Source organism: Micromonospora sp. CNZ322 (assembly GCF_007827755.1).
In genome coordinates this window covers 123,928-141,714 of the sequence record NZ_VITD01000012.1, presented here as the reverse complement: position 1 = coordinate 141,714, position 17,787 = coordinate 123,928, and the positions used below count along the sequence as shown (strand labels likewise).

Sequence of the window (17,787 nt, the reverse complement as noted above, 5' to 3'; positions counted from 1 at the left end):
TGCGCAACGGTGTCAAGTGGCGATTGCGCATCGCGTCATCTATATTGCATAGTGTGCAATGACAGCGGCGGCGCTGCCCGTCGCGCGAGGGGAGACACAGCCTTGGCGCAATCAATCCGTCGCGCGATCGACCTCATCCGTCGATCCGCGGAGCACCCGCTGTCCCTTACGGAGGCTGCGGACGTGCTCGGCGTCCACAAGTCCACAGCCCTGCGCATCCTCCAGACGCTGGAGTCCGCGCGCTTCGTCCGCCGCACCGGCGCGGGCACCTACGTGCTCGGCAGTGGCCTGATCGAGTTGTCCGAGCTCGCGCTCGGCTCGATGGACCTCCGCCAGCCCGCGGCCGCACACCTGCGTGCGCTGCAACGCGCGACCGGCCACACCGTACACCTGGCGCAACTGACCGGCGACGAGATCATCTATATCGACAAGGTGGACAGCCCGGCGTTCGACGCCGTCAAGCTGCCCTCGCGGGTGGGACGCGCGGTGTCCATCTACGCGAGCGCTGTGGGCAAGACCATCCTGGCCTACCTTCCCCGGCAGGAACGCGACCGTCTTCTCTCCCACGTTGTCTTCGAGAAATTCACCGACACCACCTTCACCGACCACGACGCCCTGGAAGCCGAACTCGCCCGCATCCACGACTGTGGCTGGGCCGTGGACAACGGCGAGCACGACGCGTACGTGATGTGTGTGGCCGCGCCGATCAGGGATTCGCGGGGGCAGGTCATCGCCGCCGCCTCGATCACGGCGATCGAGGTCATCGCAAGCCTCGACCAGCTCAAGAGCAACCTTCCGCTGCTCCTGGAGACCGCCAACAAGATCTCGTACGAGCTCGGCTACGCGCCGCCCGCCGTGGCGAGCCCGGACGGTGAGAGCCGCTCCGCTACCTGAGCGCGCACGTGCCGGACGATCACCGCGTTGTCGGCGCCGACCCGCCGGTGACCCGGTGGTGCTCGTCGGTCTCCATGTCGATGAAGGACTGGATCATGCTCCGGTAGATCCGCTCGATCAGATCCGGGTCGGCACCGGCCTCGCTGGCCAACGTGCGGACCCGGGCCACCACCTGCGCCACCCGGTCCGGCGCACGGACCGCCTGAGCGTCGCTCTTGAGCGGGGCGGCCTGCCGGACCAGTGCCTCCCGCCGGGCGAGCAGCCCGACCAGTTCTCGATCCAGCTCGTCGATCCGAGCACGGATCTCGGTCAACGTCGCCGCAGTCTCTGCCACGCCGGAAATCGTCGCACGACGGCGACACGATCAGGCGACCCGTTCGCCGGGCGACGCGCCGAATGCCCGCTTTCGCCCTAATCTCGACACGTTCATGTTCGCCTCGGCACGGCAACCACGGAGGATGACGATGGGCGGAATGCCACGACGTCAGTTCGTCAGGCTCTCCGGGACCGCCGGCGCCACGGGACTGCTGGGTCTGGCCGGCGCGGACCGGGCGCTGGCCGACGGCGGCCCGACCCCCGAACCCTCCCCATCGACCCCCGGCGGCCCGGGCGCCGCGGCCTGCCCCACACCCTCGACCCTGTGCGGCCACCCCACCGACACCGGTGGCAGGTACGACCTGTGGGACCGGGTCCAGGTCTGCGAGGGCACGAAAACCGGCCCACCGTTCCCCCAGTGTCTGCGCACGACTCCCACATACGTCGTCCTCAATGGAGGAACCGGGTCGAACCACGACTTTCTGCTCGTGCCCAGTTGCCGGATCAGCGGCATCGAGTGCCCGTTCATCACCACCGCCAACGCGCCGAACTACTGGCTGGAGGCGTGGAACAACGCGCAGCCGGGGCAGCCGGGGCACGTCGTCTACCCGCATATCGGGCTGGGCGTCAACTCCGCCGACCCGACGATCCGGATGCAGGACCAGCTACACATCCACCTGGCCGGAATCCACTCGGGAATCCAGACACAGCTCAACAACCACGACAGTGCGATCAGCAACGACCCGTCGCGCTGGCGCAACCAGATCGTGCCGATCTGGGGTCTGACGAGCACCGGCCTGCCCGCCCCACGCTCGTACCGGGTGCTGCACGTCGCGAACCTGAACGGGAACCTCTTCCGAACCCTGCTGGACAGCGTGGTGCTACCGACCGGGGCGACCATGGCCGTGCAGATGCTGGCCGTGACGCCCCGCCTGATCGGCAGCGGCGGGTTCTACGTCCTGAACAGCGAGCCTGGCCTACCCGTCCCGGCCGGCCAGCCCGGCGGCACGGGCACCGTCGACTTCCTGCTCGCGTACGCCTGAGCCGTCCGCTCAGCGCAGCAGCGCCATCCGGTCGATGATGGAGTCGCGCAGCCCCGGTGAAGACCTCGAAAGCTCCCATGCCGAGCACGGCTAGCTCGTCCGCCATGGCCGGGGCCCGCTCAAGGGCCTGCCCAGCGTCCCAGACGGCACCGAACATCACCCGGTACTGATGGGGCCGGCGTTCGGCGAAGGTCAGGTAGGCCGCGCAGATCGTGCGCAGGCGCTCGACCGGATCCGCGTCATCCAGTGCGCCCAGCTCCTGCTCCAGAATGCCGAACGCGCATTGAGCGACCGCGAGCAGCCGGTACGGGTCGAGGCTCCCGGTGTCAGCGGGCGGCGTCGCTGCCGCTGGCGGCGCCGGCTTGAAGGCCCTGATCGATGAAGTTGATCAGCCAGGTGAAGCTCTCGTCGACGGACGCGTCGATCTGGAAACCACCGGCCGCCTCCAGGGTGGCGAAGCCGTGCAGGACGCTGCGCAGTGTCCGCATGGCGTGGATCTCCTGGCCGGGATCCAGGTCGTACCCGCTGAGCATGGCGGCCCAGGAGGCGAGCACCCGCTCGCTGGCCGGGATGAACGGGTCGTCGGGGCCGGTCGGGCGGGTGGCGTTGGCGGCCGCGTACCGGCCGGGGTGGTCCCGCACGTACGTCCGCATCGCCTGCGCGCCCGCGGCGAGGGCCTCGCTGCCGGACCGGCCCTGAATGGCGTCGCGGATGGCATCGCCGGCCTCGGTCATGGCCAGGACGGCGATCCGGTGTGCCAGCTCGGCCTGGCTGGTGACGTGCTTGTAGAGCGAGGGGGTCTTGACCCCGAGCCGTTCGGCGAGCAGGCCCATGCTGAGGTTGTCGAAGCCGACCTCGTCGACCAGCGCGGCGGCGGCTTCGGTGACCGATGCCGGGGTGAGCCGGGCCTTAGGCATTGGTCAGCGTCCGGGCGAGGAAGGGCAGGGCCAGGGCGAGGACCTCGTCGGGCGTCTGGGCGTGCGGGTAGTGGCCGGCGCCCTCGATGACAGCCAGCTCGCCGAGCCCTCGCGGCAGGTCGGCGAGGATGCGCTCGCCCTCGGCCCGCGGGTCGGCCCAGTCGGGGTCGGCACTGCCCTGGATCACCAGGACCGGGCAGGTGACGTTGGGCAGTTGCCGACCGGCGTCGGCCGGGCTGGTCCTGGCCATGGCCTAGAGGACCTTCATCCGGCCGGGCTCACTCATCTTGGCCTCGATGCGCGCCAGCTCGCTGTGCCAGTCGGCGGGCTTGGTGGGGTACGCCACGTCGAGGTACTTCTTCCAGTTCGCCAGGCTGCCCCGCATGAGTACCTGCGCCAGTTGGAGGTAACCGGCCCGGAAGCGCTTCACCCGCACCAACCCGCCGAGGTCGAAGGACTGTGCGCGGGTGAACGGCGCCAGCTCGATGGCGCCGACGATCAGCTCGGGCGCGGTGGCGGCCGCGATGGTCGCGGCACCGCCGCTGATCGACTGGCCGATGAGCACGGCCGGTCCGCCCAGGTGGCGCACGACGGCGACGAGATCATCAGCGATGTCGGTGCGGCTGTAGCCGCCCCAGCCGAGGCTGGAGTCGCCGCAGCCACGGATGTCGACGTTGGCGACCCGGTATCCGGCCGCGGCCAGGGCCGGAGCGACGAACCGGTACGAGTGCCGGCTGTCGCCCATGCCGTGTGCCAGGACGACCAGTGGGCCCTGCCCGGTGACCTCGTAGGCGATGGTGTTGCCGGCAATGTCCAGGTATTCGATCATGACGCCCTCCACTGAAGCTAACGCGATTAGCTAAAGGCTAATCGCATTAGCCGCAGAGGGCAAACGCCGGTCGCCGCTACTTCCCTTCGCCCAGGCCGAGTTGGGGATAGAGGGCGTCGGGGGCGGCGATCGCTCCGGGCGGCCGAACGACAGTGACTGTCGTACCGAAGTCGCTGTAGCGCAGGGACGCGTTCGGCAGCCCGCTGGCCTCCGGCATCAGGAAGCTGACCAGCCGACCCTCGGTGTCCAGCGATGCCCGGAACGCGTGCCTGCGCGCGCTGTCCGGAAAGACACCACCGGGACCGGGGCGGAAGCTGATCCCGTTACCGGCGGCAATCCGGGTCGCGTCGATCGTCCCGGAGATCTCCGGGCCGTCCGCTCGTGCGGTGACGATCGCGTCGATCAGGCGGCCGGAGCCGCCGGAGTCGTTCTTGCCCGGTGCGAAGCTCAGGGCGAAGTCCGACGGCACCCGGGCCGGGTCGAGGACCGTCCATCCGTCGCCGACACCGCGGAACAGACTGGTCTTCATGTAGACCTCGTCGTCGATCATCCGGATCTCGATGACCCCACCCGGCGCCGTAACCTTGGCGGTCAAGCGCTTGTGGACGTTGTCGGTGTGCGACAGCGACGTGATCTGACTGGCGATGTCGACGTCGCTGCGATAACTCGTCTGATTGACGAACGCCGTGCCGCCACGCAGCAGGCCGATCGCCTCGGCCGTCGTGGTGGCATCGGCGCTGGCGGCCGACACCGGCGCGGATTCAGGTTTGGGTTCGCTCTTCGTCGGCGCGCCAACCGAGCAACCCAGCAGGAGAAGGCCCGCAGAAATGCCGGCCAGTGTGGCTCGACGTGTCATGGCCATCACGGTAGGCCGCCTGGGCAAGGTCGGGTGGCCCGTATAGTGCCGCGATGGAAACGGACACGGTACGGCAGGCTTACACGTCCGTCGCGGAGCTCTACATCGAGCTGTTCGGCACGAGCCAGCAGGTGGCCGCCGACGACCTCGCCCTCATCAGACGGCACCTGGGCAGCCGGCCCGGCCGGGTGCTCGATCTGGGGTGCGGGCCTGGCCACCTCACCGGCTACCTTCGTGAGCTTGGCGTCGACGTGATGGGGATCGACCTCGTCCCCGAGTTCATCGCGCATGCGCGGGCATCCCACCCGGGCGTCGAGTTCCATCTCGGTTCGATGGAACGCCTCGACGTCGCCGAGGGCTCCATCGACGGCATCCTGGCCTGGTACTCGTTGATTCATCTTCCGCCGCCGGAGTTCGACGGCATGCTCAAGGAGTTCCGGCGGGTGCTGGTCCCGGCCGGGCGGTTGGTCCTGGGCGTCTTCGACGCCGAGGAGGTCGGCGCCTTCGACCACAAGGTCCTGACCGCCTACCGCTGGCCGGTCGACGAGGTCTCCGAACGACTCGGCCGGGCCGGTTTCCGGGAGGTGGAACGTCTCCGGCGGCCCGGCACCGACGAGCATCGGCCGCTTGCCGCCATCGCGGCGGTCGCGGTGTGAGGACGCCGAGGGCCGGTCTCCCATCGTGGGAGACCGGCCCTCGCCCAGCTGAGCACCCGCGTCGACGCGGGCGTGCGTTACGTGCCAGCGCGCTCAGGCGCTGAGCTTCCCGGCGATCTTGACGACCCGCTCGGCCATGTGGTCGAGGGCAGCGAACTGGGCATCGCCCAGCGGGGCGTCGTTGCTTCCGCCGGTGACGTGCGAGACGCCGTACGGGTTGCCGTCGGCGAACTTCAGCGGGTCGGTGTAACCCGGGGCGACGACCAGACCGCCGAAGTGGTGGACGGTGTTGTAGAGCGCCAGAAGGGTCGACTCCTGGCCGCCGTGCGCGGTCATGGATGCGGTGAAGCCGGCGTACACCTTGTCGGCGAGCAGGCCCTGCGCCCACTGCGGGCCGAGGGTGTCGATGAACTGCTTGAGCTGGCTGGCCACGTTGCCGTAACGGGTGGGCGTGCCGAACAGCACCGCGTCCGCCCAGACGACGTCGTCGGCGGTCGCCTTCGGCTCGTTCTTCGTGGCGTCGAAGTGCTGGCTCCAGGCGGCGTTGGAGGCGATGGCCTCCGCCGGGGCGAGCTCCGGAACCTGACGCAGCCGCACCTCGGCGCCCGCCTTCTCGCCGGCCTCGGCGAGGCGCTTGGCCATGGCGTGGAGGGTACCGGTGGACGAGTAGTAGATGACAGAGAGCTTGGTCATCGGAGGCATCCTTTCCAAAGTAGTTGCCGCTGATAAATTTGCGGCCGCAACAATCTCGACTGTAGCAGCCACCTCTGCGGCACCCCAACGTCCTGACCATGCCCACCTGCGTGACGGAGCACACCAGGAGACGGGCGCGGGCCGCGGCCGTCCAGCCGATGAGGCGGAATGGTTCGGCCCCTACGATGAGGCGATGGACCCCGCTGGGGCGCCACCGGCGGCGCGGTACCAACTGCTCGGACCGGTCGAGGTGCGGTCGGCCTGTGGGGAACGGCTGGCCCTCGGCACGCCGATGCAGGTACGCCTCCTGGCCGTGCTGATGTCGCAGCCGGGCACCGGGTGGTCCATCGACCAACTCGTCGACGAGCTGTGGCAGGGGCGCCCACCGAAGACGGCAGCCGGCAACGTGAAGACCTATGTCTGGGCGTTGCGCCGGGCGCTGCGCTCCCCCGGCTTCCCCGACCCCGCCATCCTCGCCGGGCCTACCGGCTACCGCCTCGCCCTGGACGGGCTGACGGTGGACAGCGTGGCCTTCGACGACCTAGCCCAGCGCGGGTATTCCGCGCTGCGGCACTGTCACTGGCCAGCCGCCCAGGAGTCGTTCGAGGCCGCGTTGGCGCTCTGGCGTGGGGAGCCGTTCGCGGGCCTCCCGGGCTGGGGGGTGTTGCTCTCCGTCCGAGCGCGGCTCCAGGAGCAGCGGTCGAGCCTGGCGGAAGAGGTGGCGGACCTCCAGCTGCGCGCCGGACGGCATCACGAGCTGATCGAACCGCTGCGGAGCCAGGTCGACGCCGATCCGCTGCGCGAGCGCCCCTGGGGGCAACTGATGGTGGCCCTGGCGCGGACCGGCCGGCGTGCCGACGCGCTGGCGACGTACCGGCAGCTCCGCCACCTCCTCGCCGAGGAGGTGGGAGTCGAGCCCGGCCCCGACCTCCAACACCTGCACACCCGCATCCTGCGGGCGGAGCGGGAGCTGTTGACATCCGATCCGCGGCCACCGGAAAGAGTCGCGTCGCGAATCATCCCCCGGCAGCTGCCGGCCCCACCGACGTTGTTCACCGGCCGGGCCGCGGAGCTGGCCCGGCTCACCACGCTGCTGCTCGGTGACTCCCGCTCGGCCAGCACCGTCGTCATCACCGGTACGGGCGGCGTCGGAAAGAGTTGGCTGGCGCTGCGCTGGGCGCACGACAACCTGCATCATTTCCCCGACGGGCAGCTCCACGTCGACCTGGGTGGATTCGGCACCGCGACGCAGGAGGCGTCACCCTCGGCCGTCGTCGTACGCTCGCTCCTGCCCGCCCTGGGTGTGAAACCCCTGGAAATCCCCGCGGAGCCGGCGGCCCAGTTCGCCCTGTACCGCAGCCTGACCGCGGACCGACGGCTGCTCGTGCTGCTCGACAACGCCCGCGACGCGAAACAGGTGCGGCCGCTGCTTCCAGGATCGACAGGCTGCGGTGTGCTCGTGACGAGTCGCCACACCCTGCCCGGCCTGGTCGCCACCGATGGCGCCCATCCCCTCGCACTGGACCTGCCCAGCGACGGCGAAGCGCGCCAACTACTCGTCCGCCGACTGGGTGCGCAGCGGGCCGCCGCCCAGCCGGCAGCGGTGGACGAGCTGATCAGACGTACCGCGCGGTTGCCCCTGGCCCTGTCCATCGTGGCCGCGCGAGCCGCCGCCCGGCCCACGTTTCCGCTCCAGGCCATCGCCGACGATCTCGCGGCGAGCCGGGGCGGGCTCGCCGCCCTGGCCACCGACGATGCCGCCACCGACGTGCGTACCGTGCTCTCCTGGTCATACCGACTGCTCAGCGCGGACGCGGCCCGACTGTTCCGGCAGATCAGCCTGCACCCCGCCGCCGACGTCAGCGCGGCGGCAGCAGCCAGCCTCGCCGGAGCGCCACCGCCCCTGATCCGGCCGGCGCTCGACGAGTTGACCCGGGCGAACCTGCTGGCCGAGCAGGCCCCCACCCGCTTCCGCTGTCACGATCTGCTCCGCGCCTACGGGGAGGAGCTGACGCACGCGCTCGACCGCCCGGCCGACCGTAGCGCCGTCCGCAGGCGCCTGCTTGACCACTACCTGCGTGTCGCCCGTGACGCGGCAAGGCTGGTCGACGCTGGTTGGCAGCCGCTCGATCCGCCGCCCCTGCCGGCCGACGCGTCACCGTCGGCGTTCGCCGACCACCGGGCCGCGCTGGCCTGGTTCACCATCGAACAGCGGGTGCTGCTGGCCGCCGTCGACGACGCGGTCACGCACAGCTTCGACGCCCACGCCGGGCACCTCGCCCAGGCCCTCACTCCCCTGCTCAGCCGGCTCTCACAGTGGCACGACCTGGCCGCCGTACAGGCCATCGCGGTAACGGTCGCGCAGCGCCGCGGTGATCCACGGGCCGAGGCGCTGGCCCACCGGGACCTCGCGCTGGCCCACATCCAGCACCGCCGGTTCGATGCGGCCCACCATCACCTCCGGCGCGCGATGGCACGGTACGACCAGGCCGGCGACCGCCCGGGGCAGGCCAGCGCACACCTGCACCTCGCCTGGCTCTCCGACATCGAGGGCGACGCCGGGGCGGCACTGCCGCATGCCAGGGAGGCACTGGCGTTGGCCAGCAGCACCGACGACCGGCTCGGCGAGGCGGCGGCGCTCAACGCTCTCGGCTGGAGCCACGCGCGGCTGGACGAGCACGCCCGCGCCATCACCTACTGCGAGCAGGCGCTGGCGCTCTACGAGGAGGCCGAGGACCGGCTCGGCGCGGCCCACACCTGGGACAGCCTCGGATTCGCCTATCAGGGCCTCGGGAAGCATCCGACCGCTGCGGACTGCTACCGGCGCGCGCTGGCGCTCTATTCCGACGTCCAGGACCCTTGCGGACGGGCGGACACACTCGTCCGCCTCGGCGACACCCATCAGGCGGTGGGCGACCACGACACCTCGGTCGACCTGTGGCGGCAGGCGTTGGTGATCCTCGACCGGGTCGGTCATCCGCAGGCCACTGTGCTGTCCGAACGGCTTGAGGCGTACCGGTGAATGCCCTGCGCCGAGCGGCTGCGGACCGGCATGGATCCGACGTGGACCGGGCGTCGGCAGGCTGGACGAATGTTGACCACGAAGAGAACCACCTTCCGGCATCCCCGCGGGGTCGCCCGTCGACGCCGGCGGCTCCTCGGTAGCCTCTCGGCCGTCGTCGCGGTCCTCGTCGCCCTCTCGCTCAACGCCCCACCGTCGCTCGCGGGCACCACGCCGACGGCCGGCGGCACCGGACCCGTCGCCGCGGACACGACCGGCGGTTGGAACGGTCGGATCGACTGGCGGGCGTGCCCGGAACAGCCCGACGATCCGGGTACGCGGTGCGGCACCCTGCGCCTGCCGGTCGACTGGGCCCGTCCGGGCGGGGAGACCTTCCCGCTGGCCCTGGCCCGGCGACCCGCCACCGATCCGGCCGCCCGCATCGGTGTCCTGGTCTTCAACCCCGGCGGTCCCGGCCTGTCCGGGGTGGACGTGGCGTTGACGGCCGCCAGCCAGCTCGGGCCGGACGTGTTGCGCCGCTTCGACATCGTCGGCTTCGACCCCCGGGGCACGGTCCGTAGCGCACCGGTGCGCTGCTCATCGGAGCTGCTGGGCCAGCACCCCTCCCTGGCACCCGTCAACGCTGCGGAGTTCGAGCGACTCCGTACCTACAACCGCCAGTTGCGCGACGACTGCCGCGCTCACAGTGGCCCACTGTTCGACCACCTGGACAGTGTGAGCGTCGCGCGTGACACGGACGCCATCCGGGCCGCACTCGGTGAGCGACAGCTGAGCTTCTATCAGTGGTCCTACGGCACACTGATCGGGCAGTCCTACGCCGAGCTGTTCCCCGACCGCGTCCGCGCACTGGTCATGGACAGCGTGATGGACCACAGCCAGGGGGTCCGGGAGTACTTCCGCAGCGGGGCGGCCAGTAACGAGGCGCTGTTCCACGAGTTCGTGACCTGGTGCGAGCGGAACTCCGGTTGCGCGCTGCACGGACGTGACGTGCCGGCGCTCTACGACCAACTGATGCGCCGTGCCGATGCCGGCACGCTTGTCGACGCGGCCACCGGCACCCCGCTGACCTGGTTCGAGCTTGGGTTCGCGACCTTCGTCAACTTCTTCGACGCGACCTGGGCCGATCTCGCGAACATGCTGCTCGCGCTGGAACGGGGCGAGCCCGCCTCACTCGCGTCCCCGATGGTGCCGGTCGACGGCGACAAGGACCTGACCGAGTACGCGTTACCGGCGTTCTGCCAGGACTGGTCGCTGCCGATCGACGGGTTCGCCGACTGGAACCGGTATCTGGAACTGTCCCGCGCCGCCGCACCGCACCTGCGGGCCTCCCCGTTGGCCGTCCGCTTCGGCGCGATCTGCCTGGGCTGGACGGCGACCAACCCGCAACATCAGCTGCGGGTACGGACGAGCGCGCCGCTGCTGGTGCTCAACGGACGGTACGACCCGGCCACCCCGTACGACGGGGCGCAACGGGTGGTGCGCCAGCTCGGCAGCCGGGGCCACCTCGTCACCTACGAGGGGTCGGGCCACGCCAGCTACCCACGGACCGAGTGCACCCGTCGTCAGGTGGAGCGGTACCTCATCACCAGAACCACACCGCCGACCGGAGCGAGCTGCCCGGCCGCCCCGGTCTGACGGGTCGACATCGTCACGGTGACGCCCCAGCTCACGGTAGGTAGTGCGACCCATCCGACGGCCTGTCGGTCAGGTCCCCTACCCGGTGGCTGGGGCGTCGCCACCGCAACCGTCTCAGGTCAGGAGCCGTCGGACGGCTCGGCGGGCTGCTGCCCCGGCCAGAACGGCCACTCCTCGAATGAGCGGCACCGTCCGTCGTCGGCGAACCGCATGACCCACAGGTCGCGGTACTCCTGGTCGACCGGGTCGCCGTAGCGGACCTCCTGGCGCGACACGGCGGTGTCACCCTCGACCGCGACGATCTCCGTGGTCAGCTGGAACACCTCGTCGGGACCCTTGCGCTGCTTCTCCCACATCCGAGTGATGGCCGGCAGGCCGACGACGGGCGTCCAGTACGGCCCCTGCTGATAGCTCGCGTCCTCGGTGAAGAGCGTGACCAGCGCGTCCGTGCCCGGGGTCCGCCAGAGCCGCTCGTAGGTGGCAAGCCAATCCTCGACGTGCTTCCTGTCCATGGCCCTCACCTTGCCATCCGAGCGGCGGTCAGCTGGGAAAACCCGCAGGCCGCGGGTGGCGCAGCCGTCGAGGCGCTGGCGGGCCTCGGCCCTGGACACCCTTGACATCGAAAGGGGTACCCAGCCACACTCCCGATGCTAATTCGATTTAGCTGTCATCGGAGCCCTCAACTCCCAGCACCGGACCAGACCGCGACGAGCGACCACCACAAAGGAGTCTTCGCGCATGAGGGAAACGACCGGAAGACGCAGGCTCCGGCTTGCGATCTCGATTCTCGCGTTCACGGCACTCGGTGCGGGGGCCGTCGTCCCCGCGCCGGCTGCCGCCGCCGGCAGGCCCGCGCCCGTGCCGGGTGCGACGGTCAAGGCCGACCGCAAGTCACCGACCGGATACACAGTCACGTTCGTCTACCGCAATCCCCATGCCACTCAGGTCCGCCTCGCCGGGGACCTGACACTGCTCGACGTCGACACCGGCACCACGCGCTACCAGCCGGAAGAGTGGCAGCCGGGGCGCTACCACGCGGGCGGCACCGAGTTCCTCCGGGACATGACCCGGGACCCGAAGGGGAACTGGTCGGTTTCGGTCCCGCTGCACGCCGGAGGTCTCAGCTCCTGGTACCGCGTCTGGGACCCGACCCAGGGCTGGGAGAACAAGCGCATCTGGGACCCCGCCTCGACGAACCCTCGCCCGCCGGGCGAGTCCTCGTTCCGGGTCAGGAACAACGACGTGCTCGATGCCGTGCACGTGCCGTACGCCAAGAAGCAGAACGACCCGGTGCTGAAGGCGCGTGCGGACTACGAGTTGCCGGTGGCCGACCGCGCGAAGCGAGGAACTGTCCAGTACGTCCCGTACACCACGATCCTGGGCGACAGCGGCCACTACCTCGGCGTCTACCTGCCGGCCAACTACGACGCCAACCGCGCGGAGCCGTACAAGGTCGCGTATCTCGCCCACGGCATCTTCGGCGACGAGACCGACTTCATGGTCCCCGCGAACGTCCCGAACATCCTGGACAACATGACGGCCAGGGGCGAGATCGAGCCGACGGTGGTCGTCACCATGGGCAACCACTTCACGGGCACCAGCCTCGGCTTCGCGTCCTACAACCAGACCAACGCGGCAAACAACCTGGTCCAGACGATCCTGCCCCTCATCGAGAGCAGCTACAACGTCTCGACCGAGCGCTCCGGGCGGGCCTACGCCGGGTTCTCGTACGGCGGGATGACGGGCGGCGTCGTCATCAGGAACTACCCGAGCACCTTCGCGTTCTACGGACACTTCTCCGGCAACCCGTCGCTCACCACCCAGGACTACGACACCATCGCGAACGCGGTCGGGGACGACGACCTCACCGTCTTCCTCGGCAACGGCGTCTTCGAGGGCAACCTCAACGCCCAGAACGCCATCGCGGACAACTTCCGGGCCCGGGGGTACGCCGCCGCGACGACCCAGGTCCCCGGCGCGCACGACGGAATGACGGCGGGCCAGCTGTTCACGATCTTCGCCCGGGATCACCTGTGGTCGGGGGTCGACTCCGTGTCGGTGACGCCGGCGACGGTGCACCTGACGAAGGGCTGGAACTGGGAAAGGCGGTTCACCGCCCAGGTGACGACCAACGAGGGTGTGAGCCCGGCGGTGACGTGGTCGGTCCAGGGTGCGACCTCTGCGGGCACCACCATCTCCGCGGAGGGTCTGCTCTCGGTCGCCGCCGCGGAGACCGCGTCGTCGCTCACCGTCGTGGCGACGTCGGCGGTCGATCCGACCAAGTCACGCTCGGCCCAGGTCACCCTGACGCCTCCGGGTCCGGCACGGGTCGCGGTGAAGGCGAAGGCCACGCCGGCCTCAGTCGTCCGCGGTGACACGTTCACGCTGACCGTCGACGTACGGGCACAGTCTCCGCACCGGAAGGCTCCGAAGGTGACCGGCGAGGTCGCCGTCACCTTCGGCGGCACCACGCAGGTGGTTCCGCTCCGTGGTGGCGCGGCCGTCGTCGAGCTGCCGACCGACGGGCTGCCCGCAGGTGTGCACCCGGTGCACGTCGCCTACTCCGGTGACCGGGTCCACGCCCCCACCGCGGCGGTCCGCCAGCAGCTGCGGGTTCGGTAGCCAGCAGGGGTGGGCCGGCGACCTCTCGTCGTCGGCCCACCGTCAGCAGCCCGTCCGGCCCGTCAGCTCACGCCCCGAACCGCCTCGATGATCGTCTCGGCGACCTCGCTCGGCCGGGCCACCGCCATCGCGTGCGAACCGCCGACGACCTCGCGCTGGCCCCGGGGGTTGGCCCGCTCGGCCATGAAGCGGTGCACGTCGGCGGGAATGTTCTTGTCAGCGTCCCCGAACACGAACCAGCTGGGCAGCGATCGCCAGGCGGGATCGCCGGTGAGCTTGCCGCCCAGGCCCTCTTCGGTGATCGGCCGCTGGGTCCGGGCCATCAGCGCGGCCACGTCGTCCGACGAGTCCGCGCAGAACTGCGCGTGGTACTGCTCCTGGCCGATCGCCACCTCGTTGCCGCCGGTCGACACCGGGTACTGCACCAGCGTGTCGGCGAGCGTGCTGCCGGGGAACTTCGCGGATAACGTCATCGCCGACTCACCGGTGTCCGGCGCGAAGGCGTTGACGTACACGAGGGCCCGCACCGAGGTGTCGCCGGCCGCGGCCTGCGTGATCACCATGCCACCGTACGAGTGGCCGACGAGGACGACAGGACCGCCGATCCAGCGGACGACATCCCGCACGTACGCGGCGTCGCCCGCGACGCTCCGCAGCGGGTTCGCGACGGCCACCGAGTCGTACCCGGCGCCCAGCCGCTCGAGCACACCGTTCCAGCTCGCCGACTCGGCGAACGCGCCGTGCACGAGCACGATGGTGGGCTGTGGATCAGGCATGATAGGTGCCCCCTCACTCCGTGAAGCTTTTCACCGCCGGTCGCACTGGTACGCCTGGATACCCGTCACGCGAGTGTGAAACGTCCGGTCCCGATGGGCAGGAGACTGCAATGGCTACGACGACGCTGGCCGAGGTGACGGCCGAACTGGGCGAGCTGGAGGACCCGAAGACACGCGAGGTGAACGCCAGACACGGCGACGATCATGGTGTGAATCTCGGCGCGCTTCGGGCGCTGGCGAAGCGACTGAAGACGCAGCACGATCTCGCGCGCCAGCTCTGGGCGACGGGCGGGGCCTCGGCGCGGCTGCTGGCAATCCTGATCTGCCGTCCCAGGGCGTTCGAGCGGGACGAGTTGGACGTCATGTTGCGCGAGGCGCGCGCCCCGAAGGTGCACGACTGGCTTCTGAACTACGTGGTGAAGAAGAGCCCGCACTCCGAAGAGCTGCGGCTGGCCTGGTTCGCCGACCCGGATCCCGTGGTCGCGAGTGCCGGCTGGGCGCTGACCAGCGAACGCGTGACGAAGAAGCCCGAGAGTCTCGACCTCCCGGGACTGCTCGATGTGATCGAGACCGAGATGAAGGACGCGCCGGATCGCCTGCAGTGGGCGATGAACCACTGCCTGGCGCAGATCGGCATCGAGCACGCCGAGCACCGCGGCCGGGCGATCGACATCGGCGAACGCCTCGAGGTGCTCAAGGGCTACCCCACCTCCCCGGGCTGTACGTCTCCGTTTGCTCCCACCTGGATCAGCGAGATGGTGCGCCGAGCGCGATAGGCAGCGAATTGTCGGTCGATCCCGCATCGGCGGGGTCGACGTCGTCTCCCGTGCGCCCCTATAGTGAGTTCCATTATGAGACTTACTGCATTCTGGCGGTGGTGGGTCGCCGGCACGACCAGCCAACTCGGCTCGGCGGTCGGCACGCTGGCCCTACCGCTGACCGCGTTGACAGTGCTCCACGCGTCGGCCTTCGAGATGGGTCTGATCACGGCGGCGAGCTATCTGGCGTACCTTCTGATCAGCCTGCCGGCTGGCGTGATCGTGCAGCGCCTCCCGCTGCGCGGCATGCAGGTCGCCCTGGATCTGGTCCGGGCCCTCGCCATCGCGTCGGTCCCGCTGGCCTGGTGGTTCGACATGCTGACGGTGGCCCAGTTGATCGCGGTCGCCCTGGTGGTGAGCTTCGCCAACGTGCTGTTCGACGTGGCGAACCAGACCTTCCTGCCGGAGATCGTGCCGGCCGCGCAGTTGCAGGCCCGCAACAGCCTCACCTCCGGCACACACGCCGCCAACGCGCTGGGCGGACCATCCCTGGGTGGTCTCGCGGTGCAGTTGCTGGGCGCGGTGCCGACGCTTTTCGTGGACGCCGTCAGCTACCTGCTCTCCGCCACGTTGCTGCGCACCCTGCCGGCCCGGCGGGTGCAGCGACCGGCCGAGCGGCCGCCGATGATCACGATGATCCGCGAGGGCTGGCACTTCGTGCTCCGGCATCCGATCATCGGACCGGCCATGTGGGACGCCACCGCGACGAACTTCGTCAACGGCGCCATGCTCGCCCTGTTCCCGTTCTACCTGATGCGTGAGCTGCACGCATCGCCGCTCATGGTCGGGCTGTTGATCGCCGCCGACGGCCTCGGCGCGCTCATCGGCGCGGCGTTGACGACCCGCTTCACCGATCGGTTCGGCACCGCACGCGGCCTGATCATCGCGGCCTTCGTCGGTGTGGCCGGCGCGCTCATCATCCCGCTGGGCACCGGCACCGCCGCGTTCCTGGCCTTCGCCGTCGGAAACGTCATCTTCGCGAGTTCCACTGTGGTGCTCAGCGTGACCACCCGCACCTACCGGATGCTCGCCAGCCCACCGGAACTGCTGTCCCGGGTGGTCGCCACTGTCAAGTTCGTCTCCTGGGGCGCCATCCCGGTCGGTGGTCTACTCGCCGGCATCCTGGCCGGGCCACTCGGCGCGCGTACCACCCTGCTGATCTTCGGGGCACTCACCGTACTGTCCCCGATCATCTACCTGTCGACGCCGATCCGCCGGCTGCGTGACCTGCCACTTGACCCCACGCCGACACCCACCGAAGCTCGGGTGTGAACCGACCAGGTGCGCTACAGGTCCGTCCACATTGCTCGGTTGAGATATCGACGGAAGGTGTAGCCCGCGATCTGCCGGGGCAAGAACCCGCGCATGGAGGGAACGGCAGGGTGCGAGGGGCGACTGCTCGGCCAGCGGCACCGGACCGGTGAGCCGGACCGGGCAGGCCTGGCGACCCCTCTGCCGACAGCCTCCGTCTGATGCGGCTGAGGCACAGCCTCCCCCCGGTGGCGCTCGGCGCGGTGGCGCTCGGCGCGGCTCTGGGTGCCGACCCCGCCCACGCCGACACCCCATCGCCGTCGCGGCTCCCGCTGGTGGAGGTCGCCACATCGCCGGAGGCCATCAAGGTTTCGGTGGCCGACGTAGTCGAGGTGCAGCTGACCGTCCCCCTGCCCCTGCCGACCGCTGTCGTCTCTCTGCCCGTGCCTCTACCGTCGGCGGACCCGCTACCCCTGCCGTCGACGGACCCGCTACCGCTGCCGTCGGCCGTTGCGGTGCCGACGCCGTCGGCCAAGCCCTCCACCGCCCGGCCAAGTCGGCCGGCCGGCACCCCGTCGTCGTTGCCGCAGACCACACCGGCACCATCCGCCTCGGCTTCCCCGGGAGCACGGGTGGCCTCACCGCCATCGCCGGCACCGTCGACGCGCGTACCGGCGACGGTGTCCCGGGGCAGCGCTGGCGGCACGTCCGATGGCCGGGCGTCGGAGCAGGCACGGGCGACGATGACCGCCGTCACCGGACAGCGGCCCAACCCGCCCGCCCGTCCCGCGCCGGGGCCATCGGCGTTCGCGCTGGCGCTCGCGTCGACACCGACCGGCGTCGGCACCGGCGGCGCTGATTCACCCACGTCGACAGCCGCAGCATCGCCGCCCACCTCGCCGCTGCGGCCAGGGCTCACCGTCACCGCCGTCGACATGCTCGCTACCAGCCGTCCCGTCGAGCGGGGTCCTCCCCCGCCCCGACAACTCCTGATCACCCACTCGCGTCCACGACGTTGATCAGGAGAGGTTCATGGAAATCGCAGTAATCTGGGTCCCCGCCCACATCGAGCCATCAGAGCCCGTTGTCGCGAAGTGTCTCAGCCACCTTCGCCGACACTCCTACCGATTCGCAGGAATCATGCGGGCCTCGTGGGAGACCGTCGAGCAGATGATGATCGACGGAGAGGTGGATGTCGTCGTCATCGCCGACTTCGCCCACCTCCCGCCGGATCGGTCCCCCCGGATCGAGCTGGCCGACTCCTCCGACGGCGACGCGGACGAGGACCGAACGGTTCCGGACACGCAGCTCGACTGACACCACGAAGCGCCCCGTCCGCTATGGACGGGGCGCTTCGGTCACGCGCCGGTGACCGGCTGGCTGCGTGCGCAACGGCTGGATCGCCATGTCGATGTGCTGTTGGGCGATATACCTCAGAGGCATATGTATGACTCCTAGGT

The 17,787-nt window shown here is 70.1% G+C and carries 16 protein-coding genes and 1 pseudogene; 10 read left to right on the top strand and 7 right to left on the bottom strand.

What is annotated here, in order from left to right; genetic code table 11:
- The first annotated feature begins 9 nt into the window (after positions 1-9).
- The gene (locus FB453_RS25380) at positions 10-894 is read left to right on the top strand and encodes an IclR family transcriptional regulator (protein ID WP_486480441.1); all 885 of its coding nucleotides are present in this window, start codon (positions 10-12) and stop codon (positions 892-894) included.
- A gap of 19 nt (positions 895-913) precedes the next feature.
- Here the strand turns inward: FB453_RS25380 and FB453_RS25375 are convergent, their stop codons facing one another.
- On the bottom strand, positions 914-1,228 hold the full coding sequence (locus tag FB453_RS25375; RefSeq protein ID WP_145794206.1) for a chorismate mutase: 315 nt from the start codon (positions 1,226-1,228) through the stop codon (positions 914-916).
- 139 nt (positions 1,229-1,367) lie between these two features.
- Here FB453_RS25375 and FB453_RS25370 point away from each other — a divergent pair, with 139 nt between their 5' ends.
- Entirely contained in the window at positions 1,368-2,252 is an 885-nt protein-coding gene (locus FB453_RS25370; protein ID WP_486480440.1) for a CDP-diacylglycerol diphosphatase, read from the top strand.
- A 326-nt stretch (positions 2,253-2,578) separates the two neighbouring features.
- On the opposite strand, the gene FB453_RS25365 is transcribed toward FB453_RS25370, so the two are convergent.
- The 3 genes and pseudogenes from FB453_RS25365 to FB453_RS25355 form a co-directional block, all read right to left on the bottom strand.
- Complete coding sequence (locus FB453_RS25365) at positions 2,579-3,169, bottom strand: TetR/AcrR family transcriptional regulator (RefSeq protein ID WP_145794201.1); 591 nt, start codon at positions 3,167-3,169, stop codon at positions 2,579-2,581.
- Positions 3,162-3,998 (bottom strand): annotated as a pseudogene (locus FB453_RS25360) (alpha/beta fold hydrolase). Before FB453_RS25360 ends, FB453_RS25365 begins: the two are co-directional and overlap by 8 nt.
- 76 nt (positions 3,999-4,074) lie before the next feature.
- Positions 4,075-4,854, bottom strand: coding sequence for a hypothetical protein (locus FB453_RS25355; RefSeq protein ID WP_145794199.1), 780 nt, complete (start codon positions 4,852-4,854; stop codon positions 4,075-4,077).
- A 53-nt stretch (positions 4,855-4,907) separates the two neighbouring features.
- On the opposite strand from FB453_RS25355, the gene FB453_RS25350 reads away from it, so the two are divergent.
- The gene (locus tag FB453_RS25350) at positions 4,908-5,510 is read left to right on the top strand and encodes a class I SAM-dependent methyltransferase (protein ID WP_145794197.1); all 603 of its coding nucleotides are present in this window, start codon (positions 4,908-4,910) and stop codon (positions 5,508-5,510) included.
- Positions 5,511-5,603: 93 nt separating this feature from the next.
- Here FB453_RS25350 and wrbA read toward each other — a convergent pair whose 3' ends face one another.
- Positions 5,604-6,212 carry an NAD(P)H:quinone oxidoreductase gene (gene wrbA, locus FB453_RS25345; RefSeq protein ID WP_091399821.1) on the bottom strand — a complete coding sequence of 203 codons (609 nt, stop codon included), beginning with the start codon at positions 6,210-6,212 and terminating at the stop codon, positions 5,604-5,606.
- Between the two features lie 184 nt (positions 6,213-6,396).
- On the opposite strand from wrbA, the gene FB453_RS25340 reads away from it, so the two are divergent.
- Together FB453_RS25340 and FB453_RS25335 are read left to right on the top strand one after the other, a co-directional pair.
- Positions 6,397-9,225: a BTAD domain-containing putative transcriptional regulator gene (locus FB453_RS25340; RefSeq protein ID WP_186718527.1), complete on the top strand. Its 2,829-nt coding sequence runs from the start codon at positions 6,397-6,399 to the stop codon at positions 9,223-9,225.
- Between the two features lie 69 nt (positions 9,226-9,294).
- A complete protein-coding gene (locus tag FB453_RS25335; protein ID WP_186718525.1) occupies positions 9,295-10,860 on the top strand; it encodes an alpha/beta hydrolase in 1,566 nt (521 codons plus the stop codon).
- A 119-nt stretch (positions 10,861-10,979) separates the two neighbouring features.
- Here the strand turns inward: FB453_RS25335 and FB453_RS25330 are convergent, their stop codons facing one another.
- Entirely contained in the window at positions 10,980-11,372 is a 393-nt protein-coding gene (locus FB453_RS25330; protein WP_145794190.1) for a nuclear transport factor 2 family protein, read from the bottom strand.
- Between the two features lie 226 nt (positions 11,373-11,598).
- On the opposite strand from FB453_RS25330, the gene FB453_RS25325 reads away from it, so the two are divergent.
- Positions 11,599-13,482 carry an alpha/beta hydrolase-fold protein gene (locus FB453_RS25325; RefSeq protein WP_145794188.1) on the top strand — a complete coding sequence of 628 codons (1,884 nt, stop codon included), beginning with the start codon at positions 11,599-11,601 and terminating at the stop codon, positions 13,480-13,482.
- 62 nt (positions 13,483-13,544) lie between these two features.
- Here the strand turns inward: FB453_RS25325 and FB453_RS25320 are convergent, their stop codons facing one another.
- Positions 13,545-14,258 (bottom strand): alpha/beta fold hydrolase, encoded by a 714-nt coding sequence (locus FB453_RS25320; protein WP_112583542.1) that lies wholly within the window; start codon positions 14,256-14,258, stop codon positions 13,545-13,547.
- 110 nt (positions 14,259-14,368) lie between these two features.
- On the opposite strand from FB453_RS25320, the gene FB453_RS25315 reads away from it, so the two are divergent.
- The 4 genes from FB453_RS25315 to FB453_RS34385 all read left to right on the top strand — a co-directional run bounded on the left by FB453_RS25315 (position 14,369) and on the right by FB453_RS34385 (position 17,644).
- The gene (locus FB453_RS25315) at positions 14,369-15,034 is read left to right on the top strand and encodes a DNA alkylation repair protein (protein ID WP_145794186.1); all 666 of its coding nucleotides are present in this window, start codon (positions 14,369-14,371) and stop codon (positions 15,032-15,034) included.
- A 75-nt stretch (positions 15,035-15,109) separates the two neighbouring features.
- The gene (locus FB453_RS25310; protein WP_145794184.1) at positions 15,110-16,348 is read left to right on the top strand and encodes an MFS transporter; all 1,239 of its coding nucleotides are present in this window, start codon (positions 15,110-15,112) and stop codon (positions 16,346-16,348) included.
- A 200-nt stretch (positions 16,349-16,548) separates the two neighbouring features.
- Positions 16,549-17,346, top strand: coding sequence for a hypothetical protein (locus tag FB453_RS25305; RefSeq protein WP_145794182.1), 798 nt, complete (start codon positions 16,549-16,551; stop codon positions 17,344-17,346).
- Positions 17,347-17,467: 121 nt separating this feature from the next.
- The gene (locus FB453_RS34385) at positions 17,468-17,644 is read left to right on the top strand and encodes a hypothetical protein (RefSeq protein ID WP_186718523.1); all 177 of its coding nucleotides are present in this window, start codon (positions 17,468-17,470) and stop codon (positions 17,642-17,644) included.
- The last annotated feature ends 143 nt before the right edge of the window (positions 17,645-17,787 follow it).

Excerpts from the sequence above, each read along its gene's own strand:
- FB453_RS25370 (WP_486480440.1), top strand. The coding sequence starts at position 1,368 with ATGCCACGACGTCAGTTCGTCAGGCTCTCCGGGACCGCCGGCGCCACG.
- FB453_RS25365 (WP_145794201.1), bottom strand. The coding sequence starts at position 3,169 with ATGCCTAAGGCCCGGCTCACCCCGGCATCGGTCACCGAAGCCGCCGCC.
- FB453_RS25355 (WP_145794199.1), bottom strand. The coding sequence starts at position 4,854 with ATGACACGTCGAGCCACACTGGCCGGCATTTCTGCGGGCCTTCTCCTG.
- FB453_RS25350 (WP_145794197.1), top strand. The coding sequence starts at position 4,908 with ATGGAAACGGACACGGTACGGCAGGCTTACACGTCCGTCGCGGAGCTC.
- wrbA (WP_091399821.1), bottom strand. The coding sequence starts at position 6,212 with ATGCCTCCGATGACCAAGCTCTCTGTCATCTACTACTCGTCCACCGGT.
- FB453_RS25340 (WP_186718527.1), top strand. The coding sequence starts at position 6,397 with ATGGACCCCGCTGGGGCGCCACCGGCGGCGCGGTACCAACTGCTCGGA.
- FB453_RS25335 (WP_186718525.1), top strand. The coding sequence starts at position 9,295 with ATGTTGACCACGAAGAGAACCACCTTCCGGCATCCCCGCGGGGTCGCC.
- FB453_RS25330 (WP_145794190.1), bottom strand. The coding sequence starts at position 11,372 with ATGGACAGGAAGCACGTCGAGGATTGGCTTGCCACCTACGAGCGGCTC.
- FB453_RS25325 (WP_145794188.1), top strand. The coding sequence starts at position 11,599 with ATGAGGGAAACGACCGGAAGACGCAGGCTCCGGCTTGCGATCTCGATT.
- FB453_RS25320 (WP_112583542.1), bottom strand. The coding sequence starts at position 14,258 with ATGCCTGATCCACAGCCCACCATCGTGCTCGTGCACGGCGCGTTCGCC.
- FB453_RS25315 (WP_145794186.1), top strand. The coding sequence starts at position 14,369 with ATGGCTACGACGACGCTGGCCGAGGTGACGGCCGAACTGGGCGAGCTG.
- FB453_RS25310 (WP_145794184.1), top strand. The coding sequence starts at position 15,110 with ATGAGACTTACTGCATTCTGGCGGTGGTGGGTCGCCGGCACGACCAGC.
- FB453_RS25305 (WP_145794182.1), top strand. The coding sequence starts at position 16,549 with ATGCGGCTGAGGCACAGCCTCCCCCCGGTGGCGCTCGGCGCGGTGGCG.
- FB453_RS34385 (WP_186718523.1), top strand. The coding sequence starts at position 17,468 with ATGCGGGCCTCGTGGGAGACCGTCGAGCAGATGATGATCGACGGAGAG.